This is a genomic window from Rhizobium sp. T1470 (assembly GCF_042140505.1).
GTDB lineage: Bacteria > Pseudomonadota > Alphaproteobacteria > Rhizobiales > Rhizobiaceae > Rhizobium > Rhizobium favelukesii.
In genome coordinates, this window is sequence record NZ_CP148093.1 from 797,804 (window position 1) to 814,201 (window position 16,398).

Sequence of the window (16,398 nt, forward strand, 5' to 3'; positions counted from 1 at the left end):
GTCCAATGAGCGAGGAGAAATTCGACGCCATCGTAGTCGGAGCCGGTATGTCCGGCAACGCTGCTGCTTACACGATGGCTAGGTCCGGTCTGAATGTGCTGCAATTGGAGCGCGGAGAGTATCCGGGCTCCAAAAACGTTCAAGGCGCCATATTGTATGCCAATACGTTGGAGACGATAATTCCCGATTTCCGCGACGACGCGCCTCTTGAACGGCATCTGGTCGAGCAGCGGTTCTGGATAATGGACGATACGTCGCACACAGGAATGCACTATCGATCGGATGACTTCAACGAGCAGAGGCCAAACCGCTACACTATCATCCGCGCCCAATTCGATAAGTGGTTCTCAGGAAAGGTGCGTGAGGCGGGCGGCACGGTACTATGCGAGACAACGGTGACGAAACTTGCCCAGGATTTGAGTGGTAAGGTGATAGGCGTCCACACGGACCGCACCGGCGACGTGATCCTTGCGGATGTCGTCGTTCTCGCTGAAGGGGCAAATGGGCTCCTCGGCACACGGGCCGGATTGCGCGAGATGCCGAAGCCGGAAAATGTTGCACTCGCCGTCAAGGAAATGCATTTCCTGCCGGAAGAAGTCATTGCAGAGCGCTTCGGCCTGACCGAAGACGAAGGCTGCGTGATCGAAGCAGGCGGGACAATCTCACGCGGAATGGCCGGACTGGGCTTCCTCTATACCAACAGAGAGTCAATTTCGCTTGGCATCGGCTGCCTCGTCTCCGGCTTAGCATCAACCATGGAAAAACCGTACGCTCTTCTCGACGCCTTCAAGGGCCATCCCTCGATCCGACCGCTGATAGCGGGGTCGGAGGTCAAAGAATACGCCGCGCATCTCATCCCGGAGGGCGGCTTCAAGGCAATCCCGCAGCTCTTCGGCAATGGCTGGGTCGTCGTTGGCGACGCAGCGCAACTCAACAATGCCGTGCATCGCGAGGGTTCCAACCTTGCCATGGCTTCGGGGCGCATGGTCGGCGAATCAATTTTTCAGATAAAATGCCGCGGAGGTGCCATGACCAAGCAGAACCTCTCCCTCTACAAGCGCATGCTGGACAGGTCCTTCGTTATGAAAGACCTGATGAAGCACAAAGATATGCCCGCCCTCCTCCATAACAATCGTCAAAGCTTTTTCACGACTTATCCGAAGCTGATATCGCAGGCCGCGCAGAATTTCGTGCGCGTTGACGGTACTCCTAAGATTGAGAGCGAAAAGGCGACATCCGGCGCCTTCATCAAGGCACGTTCGCGTTGGGGGTTGGTCAGTGACGCGGTCCGTCTCGCCTTGGCCTGGCGCTAAAGGAGAATTCAGATGAAGTTCACGACAATGGAACGCATCGAAGACAAACTCTACCAAAATCGTTATCTGGTCGATACGGGGCGCCCACACATAAAAGTGCGACCGCATTTGTCGCCAAGCCCGAACCTGCTTGCGTTAACGCAAATTTGTCCGGCCAAATGCTATGAGGAGAACGATGCCGGGCAGGTGGAAATTGTTGTGGATGGCTGCATGGAGTGCGGCACATGCAGAGTGTTATGCGAAGCAAATGGTGACATCGAGTGGAATTATCCGCGAGGCGGGTTCGGGATCCTCTTCAAGTTCGGATGATGAGGGCCATCTCCAGCTCAGAATGCATTGACCGCCCCTCTGCTAAGCGACGGCAGATAAAGGAATCGTCGTGACAGCTTGCATATCATTTTATTTTTTCTGCGGTTTCGAATGGAGGTATAAAACTTCCGAATGCTCGAACAACAAAGTTCGCGCACTGGGGGTAGAAAACTATGAGCAGCCTACCAAACGGGTTTACATACTCCGATAGAGTTCGGCCGGCGGGCGAGCAATCGGTCATGAACACGCATAACCCGGATATGTGGCGCAGTGGAATCTATCGGATATCGAGAGACCTCCTCGCTTCCTCTCGTCTTGAGATTGCATTTTCTAATGTGCTGAATAGCCTCTCTTTGCTTCTGCCAATGCGCCACGGCGAGATCGTGATTTCAGCCGAGGAAGGGAAGGCAGAGGTAACCATATGCTCCGGCTTCGGCCGTGACTCTCCCTCACCCACTCCCACGATCAAACCGAAGGCGGCAATAGAGCATATCATCGCTACCGGTGCGGCACTCGTCGTGCCTGATATTAGGAAATCGGACTTATTCAACACTACATTGCGGACGTCTCAAGACGGCAATCTTGCCGTTACCTTCATGGGGGTCCCCATCAAGGCGGGCAAGCTGGTGCTCGGGGCACTATGGATTGATCGCGTTAAGACTGGCACCACCAGTGATAACTACAAGGAGGAGATACTTTTCCTAACCATGGTCGCCAACCTCACCGGATCGGCCAGCCGGCTCAATCGAGATGTTTGCAGAGATGGCGAATCAATAATCGAGGAACGAGCAGAGCGGATTTCCCGCGTCGAGGGAAAGCCTGTCCCCACCCCGCGAACGCAAATCAGCTGGATTGTCGGAGAGAGTCCTGCGCTCAAGGAGGTCGTCCAGACCGCCGTTATCGTGGCGACGACCAACTCCGCTGTGCTTTTGAGGGGCGAGAGCGGCACCGGCAAGGAATCCTTTGCAAGGGCGATACACGAATTGTCGGCACGGCGAAAGAAGCCCTTCGTGAAACTGAATTGCGCCGCACTATCGTCGGGTGTTCTGGAATCCGAGCTGTTTGGGCATGAAAAAGGCGCTTTTACAGGAGCGATCTCGCAGCGTGCAGGCCGTTTCGAACTGGCGGATGGTGGCACGTTGCTGCTGGATGAAATAGGCGAAATATCGCCAGAATTTCAAGCGAAGTTATTACGCGTGTTGCAGGAGGGTGAACTTGAGCGGGTCGGCGGAACGAAGACGCTTAAAGTTAATGTTCGCCTCATATGCGCCACCAACAGAGACCTCGAGACGGCCGTTGCGTGCGGGACGTTTAGAGCCGACTTATATTATCGGATCAATGTGGTGCCCATTATTTTGCCGCCGCTGAGGCAGCGCGAGGGTGACATTCCGCGTCTAGCGAAAGTATTCCTCAAGCGATTCAACGAGGAGAATGATCGAAACGTTGACTTCTCGCCATCGGCACTGGACATTTTGTCGCGATGCGACTTCCCCGGTAACGTTCGCGAGCTCGAAAACTGCGTACAAAGAACCGCCACTCTAGCCGGTAAAAATACGATCGTTCCATCAGATTTCGCGTGTCAGCAGGGCCGATGCTTTTCTTCGCTCCTCGGGAAAGGAGCTGATTGTAATAGTTGCAACACCGCGATCAGCGACCTCGTTCCGGGCAACAGGGTGTTAGTCGGACCACCGGCCAACTCCGGCACTACAAGCGGTCCCGCATCCACAATCGGCGCACCGAGTCTGACCGACCGTGACCGACTAATCAATGCAATGGAGATGGCCGGTTGGGTTCAGGCCAGGGCGGCTCGTATCCTCGGCCTGACGCCGCGCCAAGTCGGCTATGCTCTGCGCCGGCTTCGTATAGAGGTCAAAAAGTTCTAACGGCGAGTGACATCATGGACTTCATCAGCGTCACTTTTGTCTTCAGTTGGTCTAACGCGACACACCGTGTGCGACGTGGCCCTGTCGCAAGTTCGACAAAACCATTGTAGCGAGCAAGCTCGCAAAACGGACACGCAAGCTATTGCGTGGAAACATTACCATTTTTTGAATTGGCATTGCTCTTGCGTCTGAAGCTGTAAAGTTAACTCGTCAATGGAGCCGTGCGATGCCGCAACCGATGATAGAGCTTGAGACTACCAGGAAAGCATCCCTCGACGGAGTGCCGCGGGCCGCAAAATCTGTCGGCTACGCACCTTCCTCCTGCGGCCTTTCGGCGCCGGACGACATAGATCCGGCGACCTGGGAAAGGATCAAGGACCACCCCTGTTTTTCGGAAGAAGCGCATCACTATTTCGCCCGCATGCATGTCGCGGTCGCGCCAGCCTGCAACATCCAGTGCAACTACTGCAATCGTAAATATGACTGCGCCAACGAAAGTCGGCCGGGGGTTGCATCGGAAAAGCTTACTCCGGACCAAGCGCTGCGTAAGGTGATTGCGGTCGCCAGCGAAGTGCCGCAGCTTTCCGTCCTCGGCATCGCCGGGCCGGGCGACGCTTGTTACGATTGGAAGAAGACAAAAGCAACGTTCGAACGAGTCGCGAGGGAAATCCCCGATATCAAGCTATGCATCTCGACTAATGGGCTCGCGCTGCCTGACCATGTCGATGAGCTTGCCGAGATGAATGTTGATCACGTTACGATCACCATCAACATGGTGGACCCGGAGGTCGGGGCAAAGATCTATCCCTGGATATTCTATGGGCACCGTCGCTACACCGGCATCGAAGCCGCCAGGATCCTTCACGAGCGGCAAATGTTGGGGTTGGAGATGCTGAAAAAAAAAGACATCCTCACTAAGATCAATTCGGTGATGATCCCGGGCGTCAATGACGCGCACCTCGTCGAGGTCAACAGATGGGTCAGGGACCGCGGCGCATTCATGCATAACGTGATGCCGCTGATTTCCGAGCCTTCACACGGTACCTATTACGGACTGACCGGCCAGCGTGGTCCACAGCCGTTAGAACTGGAGGCGCTTCAGGATCGCCTGGAAGGCGGCGCCAAGCTGATGCGCCATTGCAGGCAGTGCCGCGCCGACGCTGTTGGTCTACTCGGCGATGATCGCAGGCGAGAGTTTACGCGAGACCACATCTCCAGCGATATTACTTACAACGCCAGCAAGCGCCACGCCTACCGCCAGCTGGTCGCGTTGGAGCGCGGAGATCATCTGGCGGCAAGGAAGGACGCGATCACAGCTGTCACGTCCGCAGAGTCCGGCGGACGGCTTCATGTTGCCGTGACCACCAAAGGCGGCGGCCGAATCAACGAACACTTCGGGCACGCGACGGAACTCCAAGTTTACGCAGTCTCTCAGAAAGGGATTAACTTGGTAGGGCATCGCAAGGTCGAACAGTACTGCCTCGGCGGCTGGGGCGAGGAGGCCACCCTTTATAACATCATCAGTGCGCTCGAAGGCATAGACATCTTACTCTGTGCCAAGATCGGTGATTCCCCAAAGAAACAACTAGCAGAAGCGGGTGTGCGAGCAACGGACGCTTTTGGCTATGACTACATCGAAACTGCGATCGGTGAGCTTTACGCCGCCGAGTTTGGTGTTAAACCGTTGGTTGCAACGGCCTGAGCCGCCTTCTGACTGAACCTGGAGCTAGAACATGGCCTTCAAGATCATTGCGTCCCAATGCACCCAGTGCGGCGCATGCGAATACGAATGTCCCTCAGATGCAATCAATTTCAAGGGGGAAAAGTACGTTATCGATCCTAAGAAGTGCACCGAGTGCAAGGGAGAATTCGACACGCAGCAATGCGCGTCGGTGTGTCCGGTGCCTAAGACTTGCGTCCCGGCTTGACCACCAATCGATAATTGCAGCACAAGGATGAGAGGAGCGGCCATGGGCCTTCTACGCGAACAGGAAGTTGAAATCCGTGAGCGACCGCGGTTTAGGCCGGGTGAGCGGGTCCGCGCCACCCGCCAAGTAAGGAATGACGGCACCTATCCTGGGAAGGACATCGGTGAAAATCTCGTGCGCAAGGGCGACGAGGGCTTTGTGCGCGACGTGGGCACCTTTCTTCAGCAATTTTATATCTATGCGGTCGAATGGGTTGATCGCGGCACCATCGTCGGGATGCGTGCCTATGAAATAACGAGCCTGGAGGTTGCAACTCCGGGGACTTCTGAAATCGCCACTTGTCTTAAAGAAGGGATAGCCAGATGAAAGTGACCGTTCGTAGAAACGGCGCCGATTTGTCGGTTTATATTCCAAAGAAAGATCTCGAGGAGCCGGTGATTTCGGTCGAGAATGAAAATCTGTGGGGCGGCTTTGTATTGCTGAGGAATGGATGGCGGCTAGCCCTCCCCGAGCTGCCGCAGAACACCCGCCTGCCCGTTACTGTCGAGGCGAGGAGGCTACCCAGTGAAGACTGATGGAGTAGGAATCAAATAAGCGGCGAAGCCGATGCAGACATCCCTGGCGAGTATGGCATCGAGTGTAGTCGCGGCTGTTAGGCGTATCAAGCCGCGCTTCTGCCCAATCCCGCATATTGATCACTCTCCAGCAACTGACCTATGGAAATATCATCAACGTCTATGCCGCCGACGATGAGCAATCATCCTTCTGACCGAGATGGCATCGATACGCTGTGCCCTACGCTGGACAGAAGACAGGAACAACTTCCTCGATGATTCGAACCCTTTCAGATCCAGACGCCATCGTGCGTCTCAAAACGAAATCTCCACGGTAACAACTAGAGCGCCGTACCTTTAATCGAACCCATAGCCTGCGGCTGTAAAATAGTTTCGACATTCTTGGCTGTTGAAGAGGTTGCAGATGGATCCGAGCGCATTTGAGAGTGCGTCAAACGTGCGAGCGGCGGCGGCTCGGAGATGGGCCTTAATTTTGGTGAAGGCCATTTCGATCGGGTTCAAATCTGGCGAATAAGACGGCAGAAACAGGAGCCACGCACCAACTTCCTTGAGGCAGGCTTTGGCTTTATCGCTCTTGTGAACGCGAAGATTATCCAGGATGACGACATTGCCTGGTTCGAGTGTCGGCGCAAGCTGGGTCTCGATGTAGGTGTCGAAGATTTCCCGGTTCATCGGCCTGTCAATAATCCAGGGCGCAGTAAGACCGAAACAGCGCAAGCCTGCAATGAATGTCTGTGTCCCCCAGTGGCCAAAGGGCGCATCCGTGATGAGACGCTCGCCGCGCGGGGAGCGCCCACGCAGTCTCACCATCTTTGTGTTCACCGAGGTTTCGTCCAAGAAAACAAGTCGATGCGGTTCAAATCGCATCCGGGGTTGGCGTTTCGAATCCAGACATCACGATCCTTTCGGATATCAGCGCGAGCGCGTTCCGACGCCATTATCTGTTTTTTTATATGTGTATCCCTGCGTTATCAAAAACCGCGACAGGGACGATGGTGGAATAACCAATCCATGTTCATCCTCAAGGCGACGGGCAAGCTCTGGCATGGTGATATCCGGTTTGCCTTCGACCTGTGCGACCAGGAAATCGCGAAACGCCGACAGTTTCCCTGCACCTGGTGGCCTTCCTTGACGCGCGGGGGTTATCAGCCCAGTCCGCTCCCGGCGTTGCAGCAGCTTGATCGCACTGCTGTCGCTGATTGCGAAATGACGGGCAGCGGCTCGCCGTGATTGGCCGCTAGCGACCATGGAAACAACACGCTGACGAAGATCAACAGAATGAGATTTATACCAACGTGAGCGGTTTCTGACTCGTTTTGCGGTTTCCAAATCAGTTGAATTCTGAATCTCTGTCGCAAACGGAGGTTTGCGGATGACATTGGGAATTCCACTGCGCGATGACTTCGACGGTTTTGCCCTGCGGGCATTGGCCAAGAGCACGAAGGATGCGGCACAGGCTCGGCGGCTTCTTGCCCTTGCCGAAATCTATGATGGTCATTCACGCAGCGACGCGGCCAGGATCGGAGGCGTGACCCTGCAGATTGTCCGCGATTGGGTTATGCGCTTCAATGCCCGCGGTCCGTCAGGGCTCATCAACGGCAAAGCGCCTGGCAATCAAGGAAAGCTTTCCGCTGTGCATCGCCAGGCTTTGGCGAAGATTGTCGAAAGCGGGCCGATACCAGCAGTGCATGGCGTCGTTCGCTGGCGGCGCAAGGATCTGGTTCAATGGCTTTTCCAGGAATACCGGATCTCTGTGGACGAGACGACCATTGGCCGCGAATTGAAGGCGCTCGGCTTTGCAAAGCTGTCTGCTCGTCCGCGCCATTACGCCCAGAACGAGGGTGACCTGGAGAGTTTTAAAAAAACTTCCCCGCCACACTGGCAACCATCAAAAGCAGGCTCCCCAAGAACATCGAGATCGAGCTCTGGTGGGCCGACGAAGCTCGGATAGGGCAGAAGAACAAGATCACCCGACGATGGGCACGCAAGGGCACAAGGCCTTCGGCACCACTCGATCAACGCACGATGTGGACTTATATCTTCGGCGCCATCTGCCCCAAGAAGGGCAAAGCTGCGGGCCTTGTTCTTCCCTACTGCGACACCGATGCCATGAACCATGCCATGAACCAGCATCTGCTCGAAATCAGCCAGGCGGTCGATGAAGGTGCTCATGCCGTGCTGATCGTTGATCAGGCTGGATGGCACGTCACGCCGAAACTCAAAGTACCCGACACCGTCACCCTGCTGTTCCTGCCGCCGCGGTCGCCCGAATTGAACCCTGTCGAGAACCTGTGGCAATTTATGAGGGAGAACTGGTTGTCCAACCGGATATTCAAAGACTACGACGACATCGTTTCCCATTGCTGTGACGCATGGAACAAGCTGGTCGCGCAGCCGTGGAAGATCATGTCAATTGGAATGCGTGATTGGGCGCACCGGTTTTGATTAGCGCTCGTTGGTATTACCCATGTGATTCACCTCCAACCGCAGTGAATCTGGAGGGTTATGTGAGGTCGGATAGGACAGTGGCGTCATACTCGGCCGACCTCACATAAGCCGGATTGAACGAAGGCGCGGGTTGTTTGGCACTATGGGGATTGCGTTCTGCGTCCGGTTCCGGCGCGGTGATGCGGTGGCCCTGAGGGCGCGCAATCAAGTGGCAGACGGCGAGGTTTTACATGATTGTCGAAGCGCAATGTCGCGGGTCGCTGTGCCGGTTGTGCCGATATGGATGCATTTGCGCCTACGGATCGAACATCTGGCCTGGTTCCAGGCAGCGACGATTGTCCGCCGGAACGGCGTCCAAGTCGGCGGGTGATATGGGTCGTCTGCCGATCGCCTGATGTCATGATGTGTCACATCGGAATGAAGATGACCGTGCTTGAGCGGGTCGGATGTTGGCCTTCATCCGACGCATCGGCCGGTCACATTCGGGGCATGTGAAGGGGTAGCCTTGATTTGGGTTGAGGCAATGCGGTTGCTCGGCCGACGTCGACCGCTGGCCCAGCAGGTCCCGACAGAGGGCGATGCGTTGCCGGCGATGGCTATTGGCGAGAAAGCCGAAGTGACGCATACGGTGAAAGCCGTCGGGTAGTACGTGGAGAAGGAAGCGCCGGATAAACTCGAGCGGGTCAAGGCGCATGATCTTCTCGCGATCATGTCCTTGGCGTCGATAGTCCTTCCACCGGAAGTCGACATGCTCGTCATCGGCACCGACGATACGACTGTTGGCGATGGCCACACGATGGGTGTATCTGCCGAGATAGGCGAGCACTTGGTCCGGTCCGCCAAACGGCGGCTTGGCGTAGACGACCCATTCACTGCGACGGGCGTGCGCGAGATGGCTGGTGAAAGCGGTGGGGTCGGCAAGGCGTGCAAGCGCGTTGGAGAAGCGAAGTTTACGCTGAGCGAAGGCGTCAGCAAGGGCCGTCAGAAAGAGCCGCCGGAAGACACGCGATAGAACTCGGACGGGCAAGAAAAAGCCCGGCCGGCATGCAATCCACTTTGACTTATCCGGTGAGAGACCGCCGCCTGGTATGACGCAGTGGACGTGGGGATGGTGGGTCATCGCCTGGCCCCAGGTGTGAAGCACGGCGATGATACCGATCTCGGCACCCAGCCGTTTAGGGTCGGCGGCGACCGTCTGCAGCGTCTGGGCTGCGATCCGCATCAGCAGTGCGTAGACGACCGCCTTGTTGTGGAAGGCTATCTCGGCGATGCCAGGCGGTAGTGTGAAGACCACATGGAAGTACTGGACCGGCAAGAGATCGCAGATGCGGGCCGCGACCCATCCCCTGCGAGCTATGCCCTGGCACTTCGGGCAGTGACGATTGCGGCAGGAATTATAGGAGATGCGAGTCGTGCCACACTCATCGCAGGCATCGACATGGCCGCCGAGCCTGGGTGTGCGGCAAGCTTCGATCGCGCCCATGACACGTCGTTCGCCACGACTAAGATGACCGGCGTTCTCTCGCCTGTAGCAGCCACCGTGTCGCCGAAAGATGTCGGCAACTTCGAAAGCGGGGCGCAACCGATTATGATACCGGCGGCGTCACCTCCAGTCGCAATCGGTCAAGCGGGCTTGCCGTGGAGCGGATCGTGTCGGTGGAAACCCGCGTGTAATGTGCCGTGCTCGACAGGTGTGCATGACCGAGCAGTACTTGGATAATACGAATATCGGTGCCGTTCTCCAGCAAGTGGGTGGCAAAACTGTGCCGCAATGTATGGATGGTGACCCGCTTGGCCAGTCCCGTTGCTGCAACCGCCGAACGACAAGCGGCATGCAACACCGTCGGCTCGATCGGCTTGTCAGGATTGCGTCCGGGAAAGAGCAGCGTCTTGGGCCTCGTCAAGCGCCAATAGCTGCGTAGGATGCCGAGCAGTTCCGGCGACAGCATGACGTAGCGGGCTTTGCCGCCCTTGCCATGGCGGATATGAATCACCATGCGCGAGCTGTCGATATCACCGATGCTTAGTCCGCAGACTTCCGAGACCCTGAGACCGGCTCCATAGGCGCAGGTTAGTGCCACACGCGCCTTCAGGCTGGAGACAGCTTCCAGGAATTGGACTACCTCGTCCGTCGACAGAACGATGGGTAGCTTCCGCGGTGCGCGGGCATAGGGGATGCGCTCCGGGATCTCATTCTGACCGAGCGTGACCCCATAAAAAAACCGCAGCGCGCAGACGATCTGGTTCAATGCCGCCCAGGATATTCCACCTGAGACAAGGTAGACTTGGAACGCGCGGACATCTTCAAGATCAAGCCGATCCGGCGAGTGGCCGAAATGGCGGCTGAACTTCTGGACGGCATTGATATAGGATCGTTGGGTGGCCGGAGACAGATTGCGGACCGTCATGTCCTCGATCATCCGGCGGCGAAGAGGGCTTATCTCGGCCATCTGGACCTCCTGTCTGAAGGGTGGGTTTGCAACACCCTCATCCTCTCAGCCAGGAGGCTCTTCTCAAAGCCCGCCGCAATTGCCGCGGTAGCGGCTTAGTTCAATCACACCAATACCCTCGTGAAAACCCCACTCGATTCCCAATTCAAGTGCGATGCTCTAGTGGGGTGCATTGTGTCGATATGCGCATAAGGATTGGTTTCGTGCGGCCGCTACCCCTTCGGCAACAAGAGAGATGCGATAGCCTTGACACTCTCTTCGATTGGCGGACCTGCGCCGTGCACAGCAATGTCTGGTGCGAGTGGCCTTTCGTAGGGGCTGCCTATGCCTGTCATGTTGGGCAATGAACCGCTTCGGGCCTTCTTGCACAAGCCCTTCGGATCGCGGCTTTCACAGGTGTCGAGGGGCGTACCAACATAAACTTCCGAAAAATTGTTCTTACCAAGTAATTCGCGCGCCAACTCCCGCTCACGGAGAAACGGCGAGATAAACACAACCAATACGATCAATCCCGCGTCCATTATTAACTTCGCAACTTCAGCAATTCGTCTGATGTTTTCAGCCCCATCCGCATCGGTAAAACCGAGATCTTTATTGAGGGCGTGTCGAATGTTGTCAGTTCCTCTCTTCAGTGTAAGCGCGATTTTCGATGCGTATTGACGCCTGTTCCACACCGAACGGCGGATAGCATCGGTCGCGGTATCCGGCTCTATTCGGTCGTGGAGGTCTTGGAGAAGTTGAACGGGAGCAGGTCGCCGATGTCGGCATTCTCTTCGCGCTGTGGCAACTCGGTGAGTACGTGGCGCAGCCAGATCAGAGGGTCGACGCCACAGGCGCGGCATGTCAGCATCAGACTGTAAATCACAGCACTGGCCTTGGCTCCGTCAGCAGTGTCGCTGAACAGCCACGATTTTCTTCCGGTCGCAAAAACCCTGATGTCGCGTTCCAGGATGTTGTTATCGATCGGCATCCTGCCGTCGCTGGTGTAGCGCGTCAGATAATCCCATTGGTTCAGGGTGTAGGACACAGCATCGCCGAGCTTGGTATCCGGCACGACCTTCGGCGCGATGTTATCGAGCCACGTCTTGAGGGCGTTCAGGACAGGCAAACTGTGCTGTTGCCGGAAGCGGCGAATGCAGGCGGCCTGCGTTTCACCGGCGTCGGGCTTTATCTCTCGCGCCTGCCTCTCGATCCGGTAGAGCTGCTCGAAGAACCTGAGCGCTTGCTCCGGCGGGCCGCCGCCATTCTTTCTTGCCTTGAGGGCTTCGACGAAGCGCCGCCTGGAGTGAGCCATGCATCCGACATGGGTTGCGCCATGCAATGTGCGCCAGGCTGTGTAGCCATCGCTCACCAATATGCCGCGGTAGTCACCAAGGAAGGTCTGCGGGTGGATCTGGCCGCGCCCGGGCTGATAATCGAGCAGTACGATTGGCTGGTCACTGTCCTCGCCGCTGCGATAGGCCCACATGTACGATGTGCTGGTGGCCTCCTTGTCCTTTTCCTTGAGGACTTGAACCGTCGTCTCATCGCCATGAATGAGAGGCTGCGATCGCAACCGCAGTTTCAGCGCATCATAGATGCGGTGCAGATGCTTCTCGCTTGAGCCGATGACCCAGTGAGCGAGAGCGCCGCGGCTGATCGGAACACCAGCACGCTCGAATGTCTGAGCCACGCGGTAAAGCGGTGTGCCGTCGACGTATTTGTGGACGAGCGCGAAGGCTAACGTCGAGGCGGTAGCGATGCTGCCCGGCAGGGGCTGCGTCGGCATCGGTGCGATCACGACGGGTGTGTTGATCCCGGTGCGGTCGCAATGGCGGCAAGCGTACTTGAACCGCACATTCTGTAGGACCTTTGCCTTGACCTCGATATGGAGCTGCTCGGTAACAGCCTCGCCCATGCGATGCATCTGACCCTGGCAGCAGGGACAAGACTTCTGATCGTCGGGGAGGTCATATTCGACGCGCTCGCGTGGCAGGTCTTCTGGCAGAGGTCTGCGTCCACGCTTCTTTCCCGTTTGACCTTCTACCGCTGGCAGGCCGGTGTCCGGAAGCTCGACAACATCGCCTGCTTCGCTGCCATCCTCGACCGCAGCCTCTTCGGCCTCGTTGAAGAGACGATCAATGTGCTTTTCACTGCGGGGGGCAAAGCGATGGAGTTTTGCCAGTGCAAGCTCTTCTTCCAGCTTGACGACCCGCTGCGAGAGCGCTTCCTTCTCGGCTTTGAGCGCAGCGATTTCGGCAGCATTGGCTGCCAATTGCGCCATCAGTTCTGCAATGCTCGGTTCGCCGGTGCGAGTCATCAGATTCTTGAATCTGAACCGCCCAGCCGCGTCAACTGCTCAATTCGACATCCGTCAGCCGGCAATCTGATATTGCCGCACCGGATGGCGCACCATTGCGTCGATATCGATGCCATCGAGGATCCAGTGAAGCTGTTCTGTCGTCAGCATGACCACCGGCACCTCGCAACGGGGCCATCTGAACCTGTCCTCGGTCAACCGCTTCAGGACCATCACAAAACCGGAACGATCAAAAAACAGCAGCTTCATTCGGTCACGCCGGCGATTGCAGAAGGCAAAAACCGCAGGCGCAAACGGATCCAGCGCCATCGTCTCCTGGACCAGGACCGCCAGGCTGTTGATGCCCGCGCGGAAGTCGATCGGTTCGCGATGCAGGTAAACCTTGAGATCACCGCCCAGTCTGAACATGACCCAGCGCTCCTATGATTGCTTCCAGCACTTCCACACCGGCGCACTCGACGGTCAGGCTGACCCCGTTCGGCAGGAGTGCGCTCACCTTGGATGCGGGAAGGCACTGGCTCAATGGCTTGGTCTTCTTCAGATCGCCAGCAGAACCCGAGTGCATATCCGGAGCAATCTGAACCGGAACGAACGCCGAGGCCAAAGGCAATTGACGCTCCGCTCTGGACTTCTTCATCCACTTCCGGACGAGATTCGCATTGACGCCGTGCTCCAGCGCCAGCCGCGAGACCGAAACGCCGGGTTCTAACATTACAGTTGCATATCTATCTGTGGTCTGAATCTATGGGTCTCCATGATTCGGAGGTCATGGATGACAGGTGCATCAATCGAGACTACGCTTGAGCTTTGGGCATCATCGTTGCGCGACGTGAAGGCTCGCATGCGCAGACTGTTTACGCAGGAGCGAGTTGCAGCCTCTGCGAACCTTTTCCTGGACGGCTTGCTGGGTGACGAGCGGCGTAAGACAGGTTGGATGCGTGCTGAGGCGGCCGGTGATCCAGGCCCGTGGCGGCAACAAGCCATTCTGGGGCGCGGGCGCTGGGACGCGGACGCACTTCGCGACATCGTGCGAGAGTATGTCGTAGAAAACCTCGCCACGGATGATGCGGTCCTGGTCATCGACGAGACGGGCTTCCTCAAGCAGGGCAAGACATCGTGCGGTGTTGCACGTCAATATACAGGTTCGGCTGGCAAGATAACGAACTGCCAGATCGGTGTGTTCGCCGCCTATGTGTCCGTTCGCGGTCATGCCTTTATCGATCGGGCCCTGTACTTGCCCAAAAGCTGGACCGGCGATCCGGCAAGGCTGGCAGCAGCTCATGTTCCTCAGGCTACAGCCTTCGCTACCAAGCCAGGCCTGGCTGTCGAGATGATACGGCGTGCGCTGGCAGCCGATGTGCCGTTTTCATGGGTGGCCGCAGATGCGGTCTATGGCGTCGGGGACGTTGAAGGGACCCTGCGTCGAGCCTGCAAAGGCTACGTTCTTGGGGTTAAATCGGACCACCATTTCGGCTCCTGGTCGGGTAAGCCTCCGGTCGCCGGCACAGCGCAGGAGATCGCCCGTGATCTCGATCCAAGTGCATGGCAACGTCTTTCCGCCGGTGAGGGCACCAAAGGCGCGCGGCTTCATGACTGGGCCTATTGCGAACTCGCCGACCTCGATGCCGACGAATACAACGAGACGACATCTGGGCTTTGGACCCGTGGCCTCCTGATCCGGCGCAATATCAGCGACGGTGATCTCGCATTCTTCACCACATGGTGCCTGGCCGGGACGGACATCCAGACGCTCGTTTCCGTTGAAGGCCATCGCTGGGCGATCGAAGACAGCTTCGAGACCGCCAAGAACGAGCTCGGACTCGATCACAATGAAACCCGGTCATGGCATGGCTGGCATCGCCACGTCTCCCTCGTCATGCTTGCCTTCGCCATGATGGCGGTGATCCGGTACCGCGCCAATGACGCGACGCCCCAAAAAAGACCGCGGATGCCGACCATCAGGACTTGATCCGCTGGTCTATCCAGGAAGTCCGGCGCATCGCCATAATACCAACGAGCGCTAATCAAAACCGGTGCGCCCAGTCACGCATTCCAATCGACATGATCTTCCACGGCTGAGCGACCAGCTTGTTCCATGCGTCGCAGCAATGGGCGACGATGTCCTCGTAATCTTTGAAGATCCGGTTGGACAACCAGTTGTCACGCAGAAATTGCCACACGTTCTCGACGGGATTTAATTCGGGCGAGCGTGGCGGCAGGAAGAGCAGTGTGATGTTGTCGGGCACATCGAGCTTCGGCGTGACATGCCACCCCGCCTGATCAACGATCAGCACGGCATGAGCGCCGTCATCGACGGCCTGGCTGATTTCGATCAAATGCTGGTTCATGGCGCTGGTGTCGCAGTAGGGAAGAACGAGACCCGCACCTTTGCCCTTCTTGGGGCAGATAGCGCCGAAGATATAGGTCCACATCGTGCGTTGATCGTGTGGTGCCGAAGGCCTTGTTCCCCTGCGTGCCCATCGCCGGGTGATCTTGTTCTTTTGGCCTATCCGAGCTTCGTCGGCCCACCAGAGCTCAATCTCGACGTTCTTCGGGAGCCTGCCTTTGATGGCTGCCAGTGTGGCGGGGAACTTTTTTTAAAACTCTCCAGGTCGCCTTCGTTCTGGGCGTAATGGCGCGGGCGGGCAGACAGCTTTGCAAAGCCGAGCGCCTTCAATTCGCGGCCAATGGTCGTTTCATCGACGGATATCCGATATTCTTGGAACAGCCATTGAGCAAGATCCTTGCGCCGCCAGCGCACAACGCCATGCACCGCCGGTATCGGGCCACTTTCGACGATCTTTGCCAAAGCCTGGCGATGCACGTCGGAAAGCTTTCCTTGATTGCCGGGTGCTTTGCCATTGATGAGCCCCGACGGGCCACGCGCATTGAAGCGAATAACCCAGTCGCGGACAATTTGCAGGGTCACGCCTCCGATCCTGGCCGCATCGCTGCGGGAATGGCCATCATAGATTTCGGCAAGGGCAAGAAGCCGCCGAGCCTGTGCCGCATCCTTCGTGCCTTTGGCCAACGCCCGAAGAGCGAAGCCGTCGAAGTCATCGCGCAGTGGAATTCCTGATGTCATCCGCAAACCTCCGTTTGCGGTATTGATTCAGAACTCAACTGATTTGGAAACCTCAAAAAGAGTCAGAGATCGCTCACGCTGGTATAAGACTCGCTCAGCGTCGCATAA

At 57.1% G+C, this 16,398-nt stretch carries 15 protein-coding genes and 2 pseudogenes; 9 read left to right on the forward strand and 8 right to left on the reverse strand.

What is annotated here, in order from left to right; genetic code table 11:
* Positions 1–5: 5 nt before the first annotated feature.
* The 7 genes from WGT02_RS33675 to nifT all read left to right on the forward strand — a co-directional run bounded on the left by WGT02_RS33675 (position 6) and on the right by nifT (position 6,008).
* Complete coding sequence (locus WGT02_RS33675) at positions 6–1,313, forward strand: FAD-dependent monooxygenase (RefSeq protein ID WP_208246315.1); 1,308 nt, start codon at positions 6–8, stop codon at positions 1,311–1,313.
* Positions 1,314–1,325: 12 nt separating this feature from the next.
* Entirely contained in the window at positions 1,326–1,622 is a 297-nt protein-coding gene (locus WGT02_RS33680) for a ferredoxin family protein (RefSeq protein ID WP_208246317.1), read from the forward strand.
* Positions 1,623–1,861: 239 nt separating this feature from the next.
* Positions 1,862–3,505, forward strand: coding sequence for a nif-specific transcriptional activator NifA (nifA, locus tag WGT02_RS33685; RefSeq protein WP_225040342.1), 1,644 nt, complete (start codon positions 1,862–1,864; stop codon positions 3,503–3,505).
* Positions 3,506–3,731: 226 nt separating this feature from the next.
* Positions 3,732–5,207: a nitrogenase cofactor biosynthesis protein NifB gene (gene nifB, locus WGT02_RS33690; protein WP_208246321.1), complete on the forward strand. Its 1,476-nt coding sequence runs from the start codon at positions 3,732–3,734 to the stop codon at positions 5,205–5,207.
* Between the two features lie 31 nt (positions 5,208–5,238).
* A complete protein-coding gene (locus tag WGT02_RS33695) occupies positions 5,239–5,433 on the forward strand; it encodes a 4Fe-4S dicluster domain-containing protein (RefSeq protein WP_024318446.1) in 195 nt (64 codons plus the stop codon).
* A 42-nt stretch (positions 5,434–5,475) separates the two neighbouring features.
* Positions 5,476–5,799, forward strand: a complete 324-nt coding sequence (locus WGT02_RS33700; RefSeq protein WP_024318447.1) for a nitrogen fixation protein NifZ — start codon at positions 5,476–5,478, stop codon at positions 5,797–5,799.
* The gene (gene nifT, locus WGT02_RS33705) at positions 5,796–6,008 is read left to right on the forward strand and encodes a putative nitrogen fixation protein NifT (RefSeq protein WP_024318448.1); all 213 of its coding nucleotides are present in this window, start codon (positions 5,796–5,798) and stop codon (positions 6,006–6,008) included. Before WGT02_RS33700 ends, nifT begins: the two co-directional genes overlap by 4 nt.
* A gap of 336 nt (positions 6,009–6,344) precedes the next feature.
* Here the strand turns inward: nifT and WGT02_RS33710 are convergent.
* Positions 6,345–7,256: pseudogene (locus WGT02_RS33710) on the reverse strand (IS630 family transposase).
* Between the two features lie 124 nt (positions 7,257–7,380).
* Between WGT02_RS33710 and WGT02_RS33715 the strand changes: the two are divergent.
* A protein-coding gene (locus tag WGT02_RS33715) for an IS630 family transposase (protein WP_208246028.1) occupies positions 7,381–8,453 on the forward strand; the annotation gives its coding sequence in 2 pieces (ribosomal slippage) (positions 7,381–7,867 and positions 7,867–8,453; 1,074 coding nt in all).
* Positions 8,454–8,853: 400 nt separating this feature from the next.
* Here WGT02_RS33715 and WGT02_RS33720 read toward each other — a convergent pair.
* The 6 genes and pseudogenes from WGT02_RS33720 to WGT02_RS33745 form a co-directional block, all read right to left on the reverse strand.
* Positions 8,854–10,038, reverse strand: coding sequence for an IS91 family transposase (locus tag WGT02_RS33720; protein WP_082321374.1), 1,185 nt, complete (start codon positions 10,036–10,038; stop codon positions 8,854–8,856).
* A gap of 4 nt (positions 10,039–10,042) precedes the next feature.
* Entirely contained in the window at positions 10,043–10,906 is an 864-nt protein-coding gene (locus tag WGT02_RS33725; RefSeq protein WP_037069958.1) for a site-specific integrase, read from the reverse strand.
* A 212-nt stretch (positions 10,907–11,118) separates the two neighbouring features.
* A pseudogene (cysC, locus tag WGT02_RS33730) lies at positions 11,119–11,523 on the reverse strand (adenylyl-sulfate kinase); the annotation flags it as partial.
* Between the two features lie 92 nt (positions 11,524–11,615).
* Positions 11,616–13,205, reverse strand: coding sequence for an IS66 family transposase (locus WGT02_RS33735; RefSeq protein WP_037069545.1), 1,590 nt, complete (start codon positions 13,203–13,205; stop codon positions 11,616–11,618).
* Between the two features lie 54 nt (positions 13,206–13,259).
* Positions 13,260–13,613 carry an IS66 family insertion sequence element accessory protein TnpB gene (tnpB, locus tag WGT02_RS33740; protein ID WP_037069548.1) on the reverse strand — a complete coding sequence of 118 codons (354 nt, stop codon included), beginning with the start codon at positions 13,611–13,613 and terminating at the stop codon, positions 13,260–13,262.
* Positions 13,594–13,917: a transposase gene (locus tag WGT02_RS33745; RefSeq protein WP_208246322.1), complete on the reverse strand. Its 324-nt coding sequence runs from the start codon at positions 13,915–13,917 to the stop codon at positions 13,594–13,596. Before WGT02_RS33745 ends, tnpB begins: the two co-directional genes overlap by 20 nt.
* A gap of 42 nt (positions 13,918–13,959) precedes the next feature.
* Between WGT02_RS33745 and WGT02_RS33750 the strand changes: the two genes are divergently transcribed.
* Positions 13,960–15,174: an IS701 family transposase gene (locus WGT02_RS33750; RefSeq protein WP_208244986.1), complete on the forward strand. Its 1,215-nt coding sequence runs from the start codon at positions 13,960–13,962 to the stop codon at positions 15,172–15,174.
* Positions 15,175–15,229: 55 nt separating this feature from the next.
* Here the strand turns inward: WGT02_RS33750 and WGT02_RS33755 are convergent.
* Positions 15,230–16,290 (reverse strand): IS630 family transposase gene (locus WGT02_RS33755; protein ID WP_208245220.1). Its coding sequence is split into 2 segments (ribosomal slippage): positions 15,230–15,798 and positions 15,798–16,290, totalling 1,062 coding nucleotides; the frame shifts between segments, so codons are not numbered across the junction.
* Positions 16,291–16,398 lie beyond the last annotated feature (108 nt).

What these genes read in the sequence shown, in the direction of transcription:
- WGT02_RS33695 (WP_024318446.1), top strand. Translation starts at nt 5,239, where the DNA reads ATGGCCTTCAAGATCATTGCGTCCCAATGCACCCAGTGCGGCGCATGC.
- WGT02_RS33745 (WP_208246322.1), bottom strand. Translation starts at nt 13,917, where the DNA reads ATGTTAGAACCCGGCGTTTCGGTCTCGCGGCTGGCGCTGGAGCACGGC.
- WGT02_RS33675 (WP_208246315.1), top strand. Translation starts at nt 6, where the DNA reads ATGAGCGAGGAGAAATTCGACGCCATCGTAGTCGGAGCCGGTATGTCC.
- WGT02_RS33725 (WP_037069958.1), bottom strand. Translation starts at nt 10,906, where the DNA reads ATGGCCGAGATAAGCCCTCTTCGCCGCCGGATGATCGAGGACATGACG.
- nifA (WP_225040342.1), top strand. Translation starts at nt 1,862, where the DNA reads ATGAACACGCATAACCCGGATATGTGGCGCAGTGGAATCTATCGGATA.
- nifB (WP_208246321.1), top strand. Translation starts at nt 3,732, where the DNA reads ATGCCGCAACCGATGATAGAGCTTGAGACTACCAGGAAAGCATCCCTC.
- tnpB (WP_037069548.1), bottom strand. Translation starts at nt 13,613, where the DNA reads ATGTTCAGACTGGGCGGTGATCTCAAGGTTTACCTGCATCGCGAACCG.
- WGT02_RS33680 (WP_208246317.1), top strand. Translation starts at nt 1,326, where the DNA reads ATGAAGTTCACGACAATGGAACGCATCGAAGACAAACTCTACCAAAAT.
- WGT02_RS33750 (WP_208244986.1), top strand. Translation starts at nt 13,960, where the DNA reads ATGATTCGGAGGTCATGGATGACAGGTGCATCAATCGAGACTACGCTT.
- WGT02_RS33700 (WP_024318447.1), top strand. Translation starts at nt 5,476, where the DNA reads ATGGGCCTTCTACGCGAACAGGAAGTTGAAATCCGTGAGCGACCGCGG.
- nifT (WP_024318448.1), top strand. Translation starts at nt 5,796, where the DNA reads ATGAAAGTGACCGTTCGTAGAAACGGCGCCGATTTGTCGGTTTATATT.
- WGT02_RS33735 (WP_037069545.1), bottom strand. Translation starts at nt 13,205, where the DNA reads ATGACTCGCACCGGCGAACCGAGCATTGCAGAACTGATGGCGCAATTG.